This is a genomic window from Nonomuraea muscovyensis (assembly GCF_014207745.1).
GTDB classification, from domain to species: Bacteria; Actinomycetota; Actinomycetes; order Streptosporangiales; family Streptosporangiaceae; genus Nonomuraea; species Nonomuraea muscovyensis.
The window spans coordinates 196679-210738 of sequence record NZ_JACHJB010000004.1 but is presented as its reverse complement, the minus strand read 5'-3'; the positions used below and the strand labels follow the sequence as shown (position 1 = coordinate 210738).

15 protein-coding genes and 1 riboswitch are annotated in these 14060 nt (G+C 71.9%); of the genes, 6 read left to right on the top strand and 9 right to left on the bottom strand.

Annotated features, from left to right (window positions below):
• Positions 1-21 precede the first annotated feature (21 nt).
• From FHU36_RS38855 to FHU36_RS38825, 7 genes are all read right to left on the bottom strand, one after another.
• Positions 22-888: an MBL fold metallo-hydrolase gene (locus FHU36_RS38855; RefSeq protein ID WP_185089126.1), complete on the bottom strand. Its 867-nt coding sequence runs from the start codon at positions 886-888 to the stop codon at positions 22-24.
• A gap of 171 nt (positions 889-1059) precedes the next feature.
• Positions 1060-1872, bottom strand: coding sequence for an amino acid ABC transporter permease (locus tag FHU36_RS38850; protein WP_185089125.1), 813 nt, complete (start codon positions 1870-1872; stop codon positions 1060-1062).
• Entirely contained in the window at positions 1869-2537 is a 669-nt protein-coding gene (locus FHU36_RS38845; protein ID WP_185089124.1) for an amino acid ABC transporter permease, read from the bottom strand. Before FHU36_RS38845 ends, FHU36_RS38850 begins: the two co-directional genes overlap by 4 nt.
• A 2-nt stretch (positions 2538-2539) precedes the next feature.
• A complete protein-coding gene (locus tag FHU36_RS38840; RefSeq protein ID WP_185089123.1) occupies positions 2540-3370 on the bottom strand; it encodes a glutamate ABC transporter substrate-binding protein in 831 nt (276 codons plus the stop codon).
• 11 nt (positions 3371-3381) lie between these two features.
• Positions 3382-4125: an amino acid ABC transporter ATP-binding protein gene (locus FHU36_RS38835; RefSeq protein WP_312892141.1), complete on the bottom strand. Its 744-nt coding sequence runs from the start codon at positions 4123-4125 to the stop codon at positions 3382-3384.
• A gap of 109 nt (positions 4126-4234) precedes the next feature.
• Complete coding sequence (locus FHU36_RS38830; RefSeq protein WP_185089122.1) at positions 4235-5086, bottom strand: glutamate ABC transporter substrate-binding protein; 852 nt, start codon at positions 5084-5086, stop codon at positions 4235-4237.
• On the bottom strand, positions 5083-5769 hold the full coding sequence (locus FHU36_RS38825; protein ID WP_185089121.1) for a response regulator: 687 nt from the start codon (positions 5767-5769) through the stop codon (positions 5083-5085). Before FHU36_RS38825 ends, FHU36_RS38830 begins: the two co-directional genes overlap by 4 nt.
• Positions 5770-5937: 168 nt before the next feature.
• On the opposite strand from FHU36_RS38825, the gene FHU36_RS38820 reads away from it, so the two are divergent.
• The gene (locus FHU36_RS38820) at positions 5938-8952 is read left to right on the top strand and encodes a hybrid sensor histidine kinase/response regulator (RefSeq protein ID WP_312892140.1); all 3015 of its coding nucleotides are present in this window, start codon (positions 5938-5940) and stop codon (positions 8950-8952) included.
• Positions 8953-9019: 67 nt separating this feature from the next.
• Here the strand turns inward: FHU36_RS38820 and FHU36_RS38815 are convergent, their stop codons facing one another.
• Positions 9020-9448, bottom strand: coding sequence for a hypothetical protein (locus FHU36_RS38815; RefSeq protein WP_185089120.1), 429 nt, complete (start codon positions 9446-9448; stop codon positions 9020-9022).
• Between FHU36_RS38815 and FHU36_RS38810 the strand changes: the two genes are divergently transcribed.
• From FHU36_RS38810 to FHU36_RS45240, 5 genes are all read left to right on the top strand, one after another.
• Positions 9441-9791: a hypothetical protein gene (locus FHU36_RS38810; protein WP_185089119.1), complete on the top strand. Its 351-nt coding sequence runs from the start codon at positions 9441-9443 to the stop codon at positions 9789-9791. The two genes, FHU36_RS38815 and FHU36_RS38810, sit on opposite strands and share 8 nt — an antisense overlap.
• Complete coding sequence (locus FHU36_RS38805; protein ID WP_185089118.1) at positions 9791-10669, top strand: WXG100-like domain-containing protein; 879 nt, start codon at positions 9791-9793, stop codon at positions 10667-10669. Before FHU36_RS38810 ends, FHU36_RS38805 begins: the two co-directional genes overlap by 1 nt.
• 205 nt (positions 10670-10874) lie before the next feature.
• Positions 10875-11195 carry a YbaB/EbfC family nucleoid-associated protein gene (locus tag FHU36_RS38800; RefSeq protein WP_185089117.1) on the top strand — a complete coding sequence of 107 codons (321 nt, stop codon included), beginning with the start codon at positions 10875-10877 and terminating at the stop codon, positions 11193-11195.
• Between the two features lie 87 nt (positions 11196-11282).
• Complete coding sequence (locus FHU36_RS38795; RefSeq protein ID WP_185089116.1) at positions 11283-11483, top strand: DUF5302 domain-containing protein; 201 nt, start codon at positions 11283-11285, stop codon at positions 11481-11483.
• 165 nt (positions 11484-11648) lie between these two features.
• A riboswitch (cyclic di-AMP (ydaO/yuaA leader) is annotated at positions 11649-11785 on the top strand.
• 183 nt (positions 11786-11968) lie between these two features.
• Positions 11969-12820 (top strand): hypothetical protein, encoded by an 852-nt coding sequence (locus FHU36_RS45240; RefSeq protein ID WP_246503224.1) that lies wholly within the window; start codon positions 11969-11971, stop codon positions 12818-12820.
• A gap of 30 nt (positions 12821-12850) precedes the next feature.
• Here the strand turns inward: FHU36_RS45240 and FHU36_RS38785 are convergent, their stop codons facing one another.
• Positions 12851-14056 (bottom strand): DUF4032 domain-containing protein, encoded by a 1206-nt coding sequence (locus FHU36_RS38785; protein ID WP_185089115.1) that lies wholly within the window; start codon positions 14054-14056, stop codon positions 12851-12853.
• Between the last annotated feature and the right edge of the window lie 4 nt (positions 14057-14060).

Here is a 14060-nt window from a genome sequence, read left to right as displayed (position 1 = left end):
CCGTCCGGGTTCGACCGGTTTTCAGGCAGGGACGTACGCGTACCCGTCGGGTCGGGACTCCAGGTGGCCGCCGGCGGGGAGGGCGAAGTGGGCGGGCACGATCCGGACGCGCGTGTCCGCGTAGCGGGCGAGGACGTCGCGGCGGGTCTCGGTGGCCTGCCGCGCGTCGTGCTCGGAGACGATGTGCCAGCCGGGGCGGGCGAACTGGTGGGGGACGTGGAACAGGTCGCCGGTGAAGACGGCCTCCTCCGGCCCGGATGTCACGTGCAGGCCGCTGTGGCCGGGGGTGTGGCCGGGCAGCGGCAGGATCCGCACCGTCTCGTCGATCGCGAAGCCGGGCTCGACCAGGCGGTGCCGTCCGGCGGCGACGACGGGCGCGACGCTGTCGGCGAACGAGTCGTGGCCGTGCGAGCCCGCCGGCACCGACCTGAAGTGCTCGTACTCGGCGGCGACGAAGAGGTACACGGCGTTGGGGAAGGTGGGCACCCAGGCGCCGTCCACCAGGCGGGTGTTCCAGCCGACGTGGTCCTGGTGCAGGTGGGTGCAGAAGACGTAGTCCACCTCGGCGGGGTCGGTCCCGGTCGCCGCCAGGCGGTCGAGGTAGGGGGTGTCGAGCCGGTGCGCGTACGGGTCGAGCAGGCGTTCCTTGTGGTTGCCCCAGCAGGTGTCCAGCACGATCACGTTGGACGGGGTGCGCAGGACGTGGCTGCGGAAGACGAGCAGCGGGTCGCCCCCGGGGGTGAACAGCCCGGCCGGGTAGCGGTCGCGGAGGGTGTCGATCAGGTGCGCCTCGCCGTCCAGGCCGTGGAACGCCAGGGAGACCGGGACCGGCATGTCGGTCTCGACCACCTCGGTCACGCTGACCGCCCCGACGTGGAACGTGGCCATGCGGCTCCTCCTCCGGTGTGGGGTCTCCGGGGAATCACCGTAGATCGGTACAAGGTCAGCGAACAAGCCCTTGCTTGGTAACGACCGGTACGGCCCGCCCCGGACAGGTCGTGTCCGTGGGAGAGCCGTACGGGCCGGACCGGCGGGCGCCGCGAACGGCGACCCGGCCGGTCAGCGGGCCCCGGCCGACCGGCGGTCGTTCAGCCAGTGGGCGAGGCGGTCCAGCGACAGGTTGATCAGGATGAAGATGGCGGCGATGACGATGGCCGCCGGGATCACGTTGGAGAAGTTGGCCGCGATGCCGTTGAGCCCCCGGTCCACCAGCTCGTCGTAGCCCACGATGAGCCCCAGCGCCGAGTCCTTCAGCAGCACGATGAACTGCGACACCACCGCCGGCAGCATGGCCCGCAGCGCCTGCGGCAGCAGCACCAGCCGCATCACCTGGCTCTTGCGCATCCCCACTGCGTACGCCGCCTCCGACTGCCCCCGCGGCAGGCTGAGCACCCCGGCCCTGATGATCTCGGCGATCACCGACCCGTTGTAGACGGTCAGCCCGAACACCACGGCCGTGAAGGCCGAGATGTTCACCCCGATGAGCACGTACGAGCCGAAGAACGCGAAGAAGATCAGCAGCAGTAGCGGCACGGCCCGGAAGAACTCGACCACGGCCCCCGCCGGCACCCGCACCCAGCGGTGCTCCGACAGCCGGGCCGCGGCGAACACCAGCCCGAACACCCCGGCCAGCACCACCCCGGCGACCGCGGCCATCAGCGTCCCGGCCAGGCCGGGCAGGATGAACGTGGTCCAGACGTCGGCCCGCAGCAGCGGCGTCCACTTCTCGGCCGCCCACTGGTCCTTCTCGTCGAAGCGCACGTACACCACGTACGCCACGGCCAGCAGGGCGAGCGCGATGGCCGCCCCGAGCACCCGGTTGCGGCGGATGCCGCGCGGTCCGGGCACCTCGTACAGGTTCGCGTAGCTCATCGCGCCACCGCCAGACGGCGCGACAGCCAGCCGAACAGGAGCCCGGTCGGCAGGCACAGCACCACGAACCCGAGCGCGAACCCGAAGAAGATCTGCAGCACCTGGTCCCCGTACGTCTCGATCATCTCCCGCATCCGCACGGACGCCTCGCTCACGCCCACCACGAGCGCGATCGTGGTGTTCTTGGTCAGCGCGATGAGGATGCTGCCCAGCGGCGCGATCACCGCCCGGAACGCCTGCGGCAGCGTGATCAGCGCCAGCGTCTTGACGAACCCCAGCCCGAGCGACCGGGCGGCCTCGGCCTGACCGACCGGCACCGTGTTGATGCCGGAGCGCAGCGCCTCGCAGACGAACGCGGAGGTGTAGACCGTCAGCCCGATGGTGGCCAGCCAGAAGTTGTTGGTGGCGATGTCGGACGACAGCTCGACGCCGAGGTTCGCCCCCACGCCGAGGCCGGTGAACAGCAGCACCAGCGTCAGCGGGGTGTTCCTGGCGACGGTCACGTACGTGCCGGCGGCGCCGCGCAGCGTCGCGAGCGGCGCCACCCGCATGGCGGTCAGCAACGTCCCCAGCACCAGCGAGCCGATCGCGCTGACGGCGGCCAGCTTGACCGTCATCCAGAAGGCGAGGGTGATCGTCGACCACTCGCTCAGCAGCGCGTTCATGGTCAGTACCGCTCCAGCTGCGGGGCCTGCGGCGCGGCGAAGCCCGAGGCGCCGACGCTGCCGTCCAGCGCCTTCTTCCAGCTCCCGTCGGTGAACATCTTCTCCAGCGCGTTGTTGACCGCGTCCCGGCCCTGCTTGTCGTCCTTCTTCAGGCCGATGCCGTACTTCTCCGTGCTGAACGCCTTGCCGACGACCTTGAGCTTGCCGCCGTGCTGGGCGGCGTACCCGGCGAGGATCACGTTGTCGGTGGTGATGGCGTCGAGCTGGCCGCCGAGGACCCGGTCGACGCAGGCCGAGTAGGTGCGCTCCTCCTGGAGCTGCACCTCCTTGGCGTAGCTCTCCTTGACCTTCTGCGCCGGCGTCGAGCCCGCCACCGAGCAGAGCTTCTTGCCGTTGAGCGCCTCGGGCCCGGTGAGCTTCGTGTCGTCCGCGCGCACCAGCAGGTCCTGCCCGGCGACGAAGTACGGCCCGGCGAACGACACCTTCTGCTTGCGCGCGTCGTTGATGGAGTACGTCGCCACCACCATGTCGACCTGGCCCTGCTGGAGGAACGCCTCCCGGTTGGCCGACACCGTCTCCTTGAAGGTGATGTCCTTGGCCTCGACGCCCAGCTCCTTGGCCACGTACTTGGCCACCTCGACGTCGAAGCCGCTGAAGCTCCCGTCGGGCGTGCGCAGGCCGAGACCGGGCTGGTCCGCCTTCACGCCGATGACGAGCTTCTTGTCGTTCTTGGCCTTGTCCACGATGGACGCGTACGTCTCCTCGCCGCTCCCACAGGCGGTGGCGGTGAGAGCGACCATGGCGAACACGGCGTAGAGGGATTTTCCGAACATGGCTGCCGTCCTTAGTGGGTGAGGATCTTGGCGAGGAAGGACCTGGCGCGGTCGGTGCGCGGCGTCCCGAAGAAGTCGTCCGGGCCGTTCTGCTCGACGATCTCGCCGTCGGCCATGAACACGACCCGGTCGGCGGCCCGGCGGGCGAAGCCCATCTCGTGCGTGACGACGATCATGGTCATGCCGTCACGGGCCAGCGACGTCATCACGTCCAGCACCTCGTTGACCATCTCGGGGTCGAGGGCCGAGGTGGGCTCGTCGAACAGCATCACCTTCGGGTCCATGGCCAGGGCCCGGGCGATGGCGACGCGCTGCTGCTGGCCGCCGGAGAGCTGGGCGGGGAACTTGGCCGCCTGGGCGCCGATGCCGACTCGGTCGAGCAGCTCGCGGGCCCGGCGCTCGGCGGCGTCCCTGCGCTTCTTGAGCACGTGGACCTGCCCGAGCACGACGTTCTCCAGAACCGTCTTGTGGGAGAAGAGGTTGAACGACTGGAACACCATGCCGACTTCGGCGCGGAGCTGGGCGAGCGCGCGGCCCTCGGCGGGCAGCGGCACGCCGTCCACGCTGATGGTGCCGGAGTCGATGGTCTCCAGCCGGTTGATGGCGCGGCACAGCGTGGACTTGCCGGCGCCGGACGGGCCGATGATGACCACGACCTCGCCCCGCAGGACGCTCAGGTTGACGTCCCTGAGCACGTGATGATCGCCAAAGCGCTTGTTGACCTGGTCGAGGACGACCAGCTCCTGGTCGGGCACGGTTCGCGCTCCTTCCGTCCGTCCGCGCAGGCGGGTGGGTTGCGGTGGTTGGCGTAACCGTAGGAGCCGGGTGTTTCCGGGAAAGGGTTGTGCGCGTTCTGCTCAGGGATCAACGCGCGGGTTCGGCGGGGGCGGGCGTCGGCCTGGCCCGGCCGGGTGTGGCGCCCGTGACGCCGATGGTGTCGCGGAAGGCGCGATCCCAGCGGCCGTCGCGCAGGTAGCCGGCGATGAGCCCGTTGAGGTGGTCGCGGAAGACCGCGTCGTCCTTGGGCACGCCGATCCCGTACGGCTCGGGCCCGAACGGCTTGCCGACCAGCTTGAGCCCTTCGGGATTGCGGTTGAGCAGCCCGAGCAGGATGGTGTCGTCGGTGCTGATGGCGTCGATCCGGCCGGCGACGAGGGCGGGCACACACTCGCTGTAGGTGTCCACGATGACCAGCTCGGCGCCGGGCACGAGGCCGCGCAGCCGCTCGGCCGAGGTGGAGCCGGTGGCGGTGCACACGGTCCGCCCGTCGAGGTCGCGCACGTCGTCGATGGCCGTCTCGGCCGCCCGGACGAGCAGGTCCTGCGCCGCCACGTAGTAGGGGTCGGTGAAGCTCACGACCTCCTGCCGGGCCGGGGTGATCGAGTACGTGGCGACGACGATGTCGACCACGCCCTGCCGGAGGAAGTCCTCCCGATGGGACGGCATGGTCTCCACGAAGCGGATGTTGCGCTCGCTGCCCGTCAGGTCCCTGGCCACCAGCCGGGCGATCTCCGCGTCGAACCCGGTGATCCGCCCGGAGGCCGGCTCCTTGAACCCCAGCAGCGGGTAGTCGAACTTGATCCCCACCGTGAGCACCCCGCGCTCCCGGATGCGCTCCATGGTGGAGCCCTCGGGGAACGCCGCCGCGTCCGTCCCGCCGCAGGCGGTCAGCGCCAGGCAGGCCAGGGCGGCCAGCAGCGCCCGGACCGGCGTCACCGTACCCAGTACCGGTGTTGCGGCCGGCCGGTCGGGCCGTATCTCAGCCGGGCCTCCACCTGCCCGCGCTCGGCGAGGTGCTCCAGGTAGCGGCGGGCGGTCGCCCGGCTGATGCCGACGGCCTCGGCCAGCTCGTGTGCCGACAGGTCGTCCTCGACGGCCGCCAGCGCGTCGAGCACGGCCCGCTCGGTGGCGGCGGCGATGCTCTTGGCGCGCGGCGCCGAGTCGAGGTGCAGCGAGCGGAAGATCCGGTCGATCTCCTGCTGCTCCACGAACCGCCCGTCCGAGCCGAGCTGCTCCACCGTGGCGGCGTAGCGCTGCAACGTCTGCTCCAGGATGGCCGCCCGGGTGGGCTTGACCAGGTAGTAGAGGGCGCCGCGCTGCATGGCGGCGCGCACCGCGGCCGACTCCTTGCGGCTGGAGATCACGATGACGTCCGTGGGCGGCTGGTCGGGCCGCCGCAGCCGGTGCGCCACCTCCAGCCCCGGCAGGTCGGGCAGGTGCAGGTCGAGCAGCACCAGCCGGGGCGCGAACCGCTGCGCCGCCGCGAGGGCCACCTGTCCGGTGTGGGCGATCCCGACCACCCGGAAACCGGGCACCCGGTTCACCTGGGCGTGCAGGGCGGTGGTGACGACCGGGTCGTCGTCCACGATGAGAACGGTGTGCTCCGCCGCCCCAGGCATCGCCACGCTCCTCGTCAGGTTGGGCCGACGCGCGCATCTTAGGCACGCTTTGTTACAGCAAATCGCATTCTGCTCGTTTTGCTCAGTGTGGTGCTCCACAAGCGGCCAAACCCTCCTACTGTGTACCCGCACGCAGGCCGTTGAGGTCGGAGGGGGAGGTGCGCGCCGGTGCGAGGCGACCGAGGATGGCTGCTGGCCGTGACCGCCCTGTGGATCCTGCTCGGCCTGCTCCCGCTGGCGCTGCTCACCTCCTCCAGCATCACGCTGTCGCAGGACGCGGTGCACGACGAGGTCGGCGACCGGGTCAGGACCACCGCCTCGGTCAGCCGCGTCGTGGTCGAGCAGCAGATGAGCTCGCTCAAGCAGCTCGTCAGCGCCTACGCCCAGCGCCCCGAGGTGCTGGAGGCCGTCACCTCGGGCGAGCCCGCCCCCGCCGCGACCATGGAGCGGTTCCACGGCGAGCTGGCCCGCATGCGCGGCGGCGTCAGCGGCGTGATCGTCATCGGGCCCCGCGGCGACATGGTCGGCGCCCGGCCGCAGAGCGTCCTGCCGCAGGACGTGCGCAACACCGACTGGTACGTCACGGTGCACAACCAGCGCCGGCCCTACATCTCCCAGGCGTACACGCCGCCGATGCCCGGCGTGTCCCGGGCCATCGCCGCCGCGGCGCCCGTCTCCAGCGCCGACGGCAAGAGCCTGCTCGGCGTCGTCGCCGTCGTCTACAGCCTCGACGCCATCCAGGACCTCGCCTCCCAGGCCGCCGACGCGCAGGGGATCAGGTTGCTCATCACGGACCAGGCGGGCGTGCTGGTGGCCGATCCCGGCCGGAAGCTGTACGCGCTCACCTCGCTGCGCGAGGACCCGCGGGTGGACGCCGCGCTGGCCGGCCGCACCTGGTTCACCACCCACCGCGGCGCCGACGGGACCGTGCTGTCGGCCTCGGAGCCGATCCCCGACATCGGCTGGACCGTCACCGCCGAGGTGCCCGCCGCCACCGCGCTCGCCTCCGCCGAACAGCTCCGGGTCCGCGTGCTCGCCATCGCCGCCGTCCTCGCCCTGCTCATCCTCATCGGGCTCGGGGTGCAGCTGCACACCACCCGCGGGCGCCGCCGGGCCCAGCAGAAGCTCGCCGGGTACGCCGCCGCGCTCGCCTCGGCCCGCGACGAGGCGGTCAAGGCGTCCGAGGCCAAGACCGAGTTCCTCGCCAAGATCAGCCACGAGATCCGCACCCCGATCAACGGCGTGCTGGGCATGAACACCCTGCTCCTGGACACGCCGCTGGACGACGAGCAGCGCCACTACGCGGGCACGGCCCGGGAGTCGGCCCAGAGCCTGCTGCGGCTGCTGGACGACTTCCTCGACCTGTCGAAGATCGAGGCCGGTCACCTGGAGGTCGAGGCGGTGCCGTTCGACCTGCCGCGGCTGTGCGACGAGGTCGTGGCGCCGTTCGCGCCGCACGCCTACCGCCAGGGGCTCTGGCTGACGCTCCGCCTCGGCGACAGCGTCCCGCAGCGGGTCGTCGGAGATCCGGTACGGCTCGGGCAGGTGCTCACCAACGTGGTGGGGAACGCGCTGAAGTTCACCGACCAGGGCGGCGTCGGCCTGGAGGTGGAGCTGGAGGAGGGGGCTGTCGGCGACGAGCAGGCGACGCTGCGCTTCACGGTCACCGACACCGGCGTCGGGGTCGCGCCGGAGGACCGCGAGCGGGTCTTCGCCATCTTCCGGCAGGTGGACTCGCCGATCACCCGCAGGACCGGCGGCAGCGGCCTCGGGCTGGCCATCAGCAGGCAGCTCACCGAGCTCATGGGCGGGCGGATCGGGCTCGACAGCGTGGAAGGGGTGGGCAGCAGGTTCTGGGTGCGGCTGCCGGTGGACGTGGTCACCTGGTCGCCCCCGGCCTCGCCCGCCCTGCGCGGCCGCCGCGCCCTCGTGACCGACACCCGCCGGGAGGACGTGCGCGGCGACGTTCGCGAGGGCGCCGGGCCGGTCGCGCGGACCCTCCGCGGTGCCGTGCGCGGCGACGGGCCCGAGGACGCCGGGCTGGCCGCGCGGATCCTCCAGGACGCGGGCCTGGTCGTCGAGGAGGCGGCGGACGAGTGGTCGGCGCTGCAGGCGCTGCGGGCCGCCGCCGCCGAGGGGCGTCCCTTCGACCTGGCCGTGGCCGACCTGGAGGTGGGGGCCGCGATCCTGGCCGACCCGCTGCCGTGCGAGACCAGCGTGGTCGTCCTCGTCACTCCGGGCCGGGCGGGTGTGGCCTGGCCGATCGCCTCGGCCGACCGGGTGGTGCAGCCGATCACCCGGCCGCTGAGCCGCCGCCGCCTGCTCGCCGCCGTGGAGAACGCCCTCGGCGCGGGCGACACCTCGGTCGCCTCCACCGTCGCCCCGGCCCCGGCCCCGGCCCCGGCCCCGGCCCCGTCTCAGGCCTCTGCTCCAGGCCCCGCGAGGCCGCAGCCACCCGTACCCGACGAGCAGCAGCCCCTTCCGGGGGCGCGGCCGGACGCCCCGGTACGGGCGCGGATCCTGCTGGCCGAGGACGACGAGGTGAGCCGGAACGTCGCCACGATCGTCCTGCGCAAGGCCGGCCACCACGTCGACGCCGTGGACGACGGCAGGCAGGCGGTGAGCGCCGCGCTGTCCGGCGGGTACGACCTGGTCTTCATGGACTGCCAGCTCCCGGTCCTCGACGGGCTGGCGGCGACCGAGGAGATCAGGCTCCAGGAGGAGCGGCGCACCCCGATCATCGCCATGACCGCGGCCGCCATGCCCGGCGACCGGGTGCGCTGCCTGGACGCCGGCATGGACGACCACCTCACCAAACCGGTGAACTGGCAGCACGTCCTCGCCCGGGTGCCCGACTGGATCGCGGCGCCCGGCCTGCCGCCCGAGTTGGAGGGGCTGGCGCCGGAGGACGTCATGGAGATCGCCGCCGCGTTCCGCGCGACGGCGGGCGAGACGCTGGACGAGCTGCGGCGGGCCGTTCGGAAGGGCGACCTGGAGCGGGTGGCGGCGCTCGCGCACCGGCTCGCGGGCAGTTGCGCCACCGTCGGGGCAGGCGGCGCGGCCGACCTGTGCCGCCGCGTCGAGGACCTCGCCCTCGGGGGAGGCGCGGACACGGCCCTCCTCGACCGGCTCGACGAGGAGTTCCGCGAGATACCGCGGTGGATGAACAGCTTGTGTTCGTAAGTTAACGCGGCATGGCCGACTGTTACACCAGTGAAATTTGTCGTCGTTAGTGTCTTGTCGTCCTTGATCATGTGTTTTGTGGACTTTGGAGAGGGGAGAGCCTGATGGGCGAAACCGGCACGCCGGCCCCGACGAGCACCCCCACGCCCACCGCGACCCCGACCGGCACCCCGACCCCCTCGGGAAGTCCCACGCCGACCCCGACGGACAGCCCCACGCCGACCCCGTCGGGCAGCCCCACCCCGTCGCCGTCGGGAAGTCCCACGCCGTCGCCGTCGGGTACGACGACCCCGAGCCCCACCCCCTCCGACACCTCCGGCCCCACCCCGCCGCCGGGTTCGCCGAGCCCGTCCCCCACGGACCCGCCCGATCCCACCCCCTCCGGCCCCACCCCCGGCCCGTCCACCTGGCCGGTCCCGATCCCGTCCCCTTCGCCCGCCGCCCCCACTCCGGCCGCCCCCGCGCCGAGCCCGGGCGAGTCCGGCCAGGTGGCCATCGACTGGATGTCCATCCGCGAGCTGGCGAGGCTGTTCGACAAGGCGGGCGACGACCTCGTCGCGGCGCACCGCCTCGCCGGCCCCCTGGGCGGCACGTCGTCCCTCGTGGGCGACGACGAGGACGGCCGCGCGTGGGCCGGGTGGTACGTCGACGGCTACGACGGGCTGGTCCGCTCCATGAACCGGCTCGCCGAGGCGAGCTTCACCGCAGCGGCCACGGCCCGCGACTTCGAGGTGCTCTGGGACGTCCTCGAACAGAAGATCATCTCGTCCCTGCCGGTGATCCCCGACCTGTCCGAGCCGCCGATCCCCGGGCCGCCGCCGCACCAGGAAGGTGCCTGATGCTCGATCCCTTCCAGGCGCTCGCCTGGTTCGCGGGCGTGCACGTCCCCGAGGCCGACGTGTCCAACCTGCGCGGGCGCGCCCGCGAGCTGCGCGCGCTCGCGGACGACGTGGACGCGATCGCCCGCGGCACGCGGGAGGCGATCGAGACGGCGCTCAAGGCGAACGACAGCCGCAACGTGGAGCGCTTCGCCCGCCTGTGGGAGGTCGAGCTGGGCCCCCGCTACGCCAACATGCGCATGACGCTGACCGAACTGGCCGACGGCTGCGAGGAGTACGCGGACGTCGTCGACGAGCACCGCGAAGAGCTGAAGGTCATCGGCACCCAGCTCGCCGCCATGGCGTTCACGCTGCTGTTCGGCTACCTCTATCCGGCGGCCAGGGTCGCCGCCCAGGCGGTGTTCAAGTGGCTGGTGGCGCGGGCCAGGCTGGAGAGGACGATCTTCCAGAAGCTGATGCAGGCGATCCTCACCAAGCGGATCGGCAGGTTCAACGTCGGCACGTACGCGGTGCGCGAAGGGCTCGACGCGCTGGCCGACTCGGTCGTGTGGGCCGTGGGCAAGACGGCGGTGCACGCCGCCAGCTCGGCCGCCACGGGCCAGGACATGGGCAACCTCTGGACGTACGCGGGCAAGCACTTCCTCGCCGAGATGGCCTACAACGGCGGCATCAAGGGACTGCGGGACGTGCGCAAGGTCGTGCCGGCCACGAAGTTCACCGAGACCATGCTCGGCACCGGCCCCATGGGCACCTTCTTCCGCCGTACCACGTCCGCCGCGACCCTGTACGCCCTGGTCGCGAGCGGGGGGATGAGCGACGAGGGCACCCTGCGCTCCGCCCTCGCCCATGCGCCCCGCGCGTTCCTGCTGCGCCGTTAGGCGGGAACGCCGGGTGCGTGACGGCCGCGACACGGCGAGCACACGGACAGCGCGACGCGCGGGACACACGGACAACGCGACGCGCGAGGCGCACGGACAGCGCACCGCGCGAGACACAGACAGCGCGACGCGCGGGACACACGACGGCGGGAACGCGCCGAGCCCGTGATCGGGCAGGGCGTGAGACACACGGACAGGAGCAGTCATGACCACACAGCGCAGCGGGGACCCGGAGATCGACCGCATGCTCGCCCAGCTCGCCCAGCAGACGGAGTTGCTGGAGGAGGTCGGCCGCAGCCTGGAGGAGGCGCGCGGGCGCGGCGTGGCGGCGGACGGGCAGGTCCAGGTGGAGGTGCTGCCCAGCGGCGGGCTCGCCGCCCTGCGCATCGCGCCCCGCGCGATGCGGCTCGGGTCCGAGGAGCTGGCTGAGGCGATCATGGAGGCGGCCAGACGGGCCGAGGAGGACGTCACGGGCCAGACCTTCGCCGTCACCCAGCGGCTCCTCGCCGGGCCGGACGGCCACTGACCCCGCGAAATCGCCGGGAAGGCCGGTTTCGCGTGACGAGCGGGACCATGCGAAGCTTGTTGATGTCCCCAACACCAGGAGGTCCTCATGGCCGAAACACCGGAGCCGGAAGTCAGCGAAACTCCCGAGGACGAGATGAAGCGCAAGTTCCGCGAGGCGCTGGAGCGCAAGCGCGGCCAGCAGGCCGGCGCGGGCGCGGGTGGCAGGGGCTCCGACGCGTCGAAGATCCACGGGGCGCACGGCCCGGCCGCGAACAAGCGCTCCTTCCGGCGCAAGAGCGGTGGCTGAGGCAGTACTACACCAGGGGGCACGGCATGCCGTGCCCCCTTTTTTCTTTGCCGTCACAGGTAGATCTTCGCCCGATTCATGGCCTTACCTTTGCCTATGTCCGTTTTGCGCGCTAGAGTCAATCGCGTTACCGGCCAGTGACCTAGCCCTTCACCAGGAAGAGGCGGCTGACCGGCGCCGAATCCCGCGCCAGCGGGAACCGGGGACCCATCTCCTGGGGTGAATCCGACCATCGCGTGTCGGTAGGGCATCTCCACGCCCGAACCCGTCAGCTAACCCGGTAGGCGAGATGGAGAGGACACCTTCCCTGATGCACTACCGCGTATCCCCCCACTGCGTAGCGTCATCCGCCGCCTCCTGAGCGGCCCCCGCACCAGACCTTTTCCGCGCTCCCGCGCGTAGCGACCGTTCGGCCTCTGCCCGGCTACGCCCTGCCCCGCGAGCGCGGTTTCCCTGTTGCCCAGCACAAAGGACTTCACCACTCCATGTCTCCCCGATCCGGCATGCGTTCCCTCCTGCTCACCGCCTCCGTAGCCGGTGCGCTGACGCTCGGCGGCACCGCCGCCCACGCCGACGTGCCCGAGGACCAGCAGGTCCTCCTCAAGGGCGCCACCACCGCCTCCTACTTCTGGGACGACGCCTCCGGCCGCGCCGGAGACACCGGCCTGCCGGCCAGCGGCAAGCCCATGCAGAAGGGGATGGCCGCCAGCCCCAGCTGGCCGCTGCTGACCGAGGGCTACGTCGTCTACAAGGGCAAGAAGATGCCCTTCTTCGTCGGTGACCGCGGCCCCGGCGAGCCCTCCAACCGCGGCATCATGCTCGACCTCGACGGCAAGACGTTCGCCGAGCTGACCGGCGGCACCTTCAACACCAACACGCTGCAGGTCAACGGCAACGGCGGCCAGGGCCACATCAAGATCGAGTACGTCATCACCAAGTGGGGCAAGGGCCCGGGCAAGATGAACCACCCGGTGCCGTTCTCGACCCGCGCCTACGCCCGGGTGGACGACAACCCGGCCAAGCCGCCGCAGGTCCTGGCCAAGAAGAAGGCGCCCGCTCCCGCGCCCGCGCCGGCGCCCGCCACCCAGGACGTCGCGGCGAGCGCCGCCAACGCCGGCGAGAAGAAGGCCGCGGCCGCTCCCGCCGAGTCCGGCTCCGCCGGCAGGACCCTCCAGGTCGCCCCCGCCGCGCACGTCACCACCTCCGCGGCCGCCCAGCCGGTGGCCGAGAGCACCGGCGGCGGCACGGTCGGCGCGGTCGTGGCCGCGGCCCTGGTCGTGATCGGCGGCGGCGCCGTCGTGGGCCGCGACCGCATCCGCAAGCTGGTCCGTCGCTGATCCGACTCCTCCCGAGCCGCGGCGGGCCGGTCAGCCCGGCTCGTCGGGGAGCACCGCCTTCTCGTCGGGCTTGTACACCAGGACGTTCTCGATGTACGACTTCACGGCCGCCGGCAGCCCCACGTCGGCGCCCGCCGCCTCCGACAGGTACCACCGGTGGTCCAGCACCTCGTGGAAGAGCTGGGCGGGCTCCAGCTTGCCCCGCAGCTCGGCGGGCAGGGCCGCGACCGTCGGCTGGAACACCTCGGCCAGCCACCGGTGCGCCACGATCGCCTCGTCCTCGTGCCGCAGCCCCTTGGCCACCCGGAACCCGTCGAGGTCGTTGAGCAGCCGCCGCGCCTGGTTCTCCTCCACGTCCAGCCCGGTCAGGCGGAGCAGCCGCCGCTGGTGGTGCCCGGCGTCGACCACCTTGGGCCGGACGATGAGCCGTCCGGTGCCGACCTTGCGCCGCACCATCATCTCGGCCACGTCGAAGCCCAGCAGGTTGAGCCGCCTGATCCGCTGCTCCACCCGGTGCCAGTCGACCTCCTCGATGATCTCGTCCTGGGTGATCTCGGCCCAAAGCCGGTGGTAGCGGCTGACGATGTCCTCGGCGGTCTCCATCGGGTCGACCGAGGGGTGCAGCAGCCCGCCGGCCTCCAGGTCGAGCATCTCGCCGAAGATGTTGGTGTGGGCGTTGTCGATGTCGCCCAGCCGCTGCCCCTCGCTGATCATGGGGTGCATCTCGCCGGTCTCCGCGTCCACCAGGTACGCGGCGAACGCCCCGGCGTCCCTGCGGAACAGCGTGTTGGACAGCGAGCAGTCACCCCAGTAGAAGCCGTTCAGGTGCAGCCGGACGAGCAGCACGGCCAGAGCGTCCAGCAGGCGGGTCAGTGTGTCGGGACGCAGCGTGCCCGACATGACGGCCCGGTAGGGCAGCGAGAACTGCAGGTGCCGGGTGATCAGCGCCGCGTCGAGCCCGTCGTCGCGGCCGGTGACGTAGGCGACGGGCTCCACGGCCGGGGCGTCCAGCCGGGCCAGGTCCCACAGGAGCTGGTACTCGCGCTTGGCGTACCGCTCGCTGATCTCCTTGATCGCGTACACCTTGCCGGACAGCCGGGCGAAGCGCACCACGTGCCGGGAGATGCCGCGGGGGAGATCGACCAGGTGGTGCTGGGGCCAGTCGGCGAGCGGGACGTCCCAGGGCAGGCTGAGGAGGTCGGGGTCGCCGAGCGCGCCGGTGATCTGGAGGGGCATGCCC

Excerpts from the sequence above, each read along its gene's own strand:
- FHU36_RS38855 (WP_185089126.1), bottom strand. The coding sequence starts at position 888 with ATGGCCACGTTCCACGTCGGGGCGGTCAGCGTGACCGAGGTGGTCGAG.
- FHU36_RS38850 (WP_185089125.1), bottom strand. The coding sequence starts at position 1,872 with ATGAGCTACGCGAACCTGTACGAGGTGCCCGGACCGCGCGGCATCCGC.
- FHU36_RS38845 (WP_185089124.1), bottom strand. The coding sequence starts at position 2,537 with ATGAACGCGCTGCTGAGCGAGTGGTCGACGATCACCCTCGCCTTCTGG.
- FHU36_RS38840 (WP_185089123.1), bottom strand. The coding sequence starts at position 3,370 with ATGTTCGGAAAATCCCTCTACGCCGTGTTCGCCATGGTCGCTCTCACC.
- FHU36_RS38825 (WP_185089121.1), bottom strand. The coding sequence starts at position 5,769 with ATGCCTGGGGCGGCGGAGCACACCGTTCTCATCGTGGACGACGACCCG.
- FHU36_RS38815 (WP_185089120.1), bottom strand. The coding sequence starts at position 9,448 with ATGGCCACCTGGCCGGACTCGCCCGGGCTCGGCGCGGGGGCGGCCGGA.
- FHU36_RS38805 (WP_185089118.1), top strand. The coding sequence starts at position 9,791 with ATGCTCGATCCCTTCCAGGCGCTCGCCTGGTTCGCGGGCGTGCACGTC.
- FHU36_RS38800 (WP_185089117.1), top strand. The coding sequence starts at position 10,875 with ATGACCACACAGCGCAGCGGGGACCCGGAGATCGACCGCATGCTCGCC.
- FHU36_RS38795 (WP_185089116.1), top strand. The coding sequence starts at position 11,283 with ATGGCCGAAACACCGGAGCCGGAAGTCAGCGAAACTCCCGAGGACGAG.
- FHU36_RS45240 (WP_246503224.1), top strand. The coding sequence starts at position 11,969 with ATGTCTCCCCGATCCGGCATGCGTTCCCTCCTGCTCACCGCCTCCGTA.
- FHU36_RS38785 (WP_185089115.1), bottom strand. The coding sequence starts at position 14,056 with ATGCCCCTCCAGATCACCGGCGCGCTCGGCGACCCCGACCTCCTCAGC.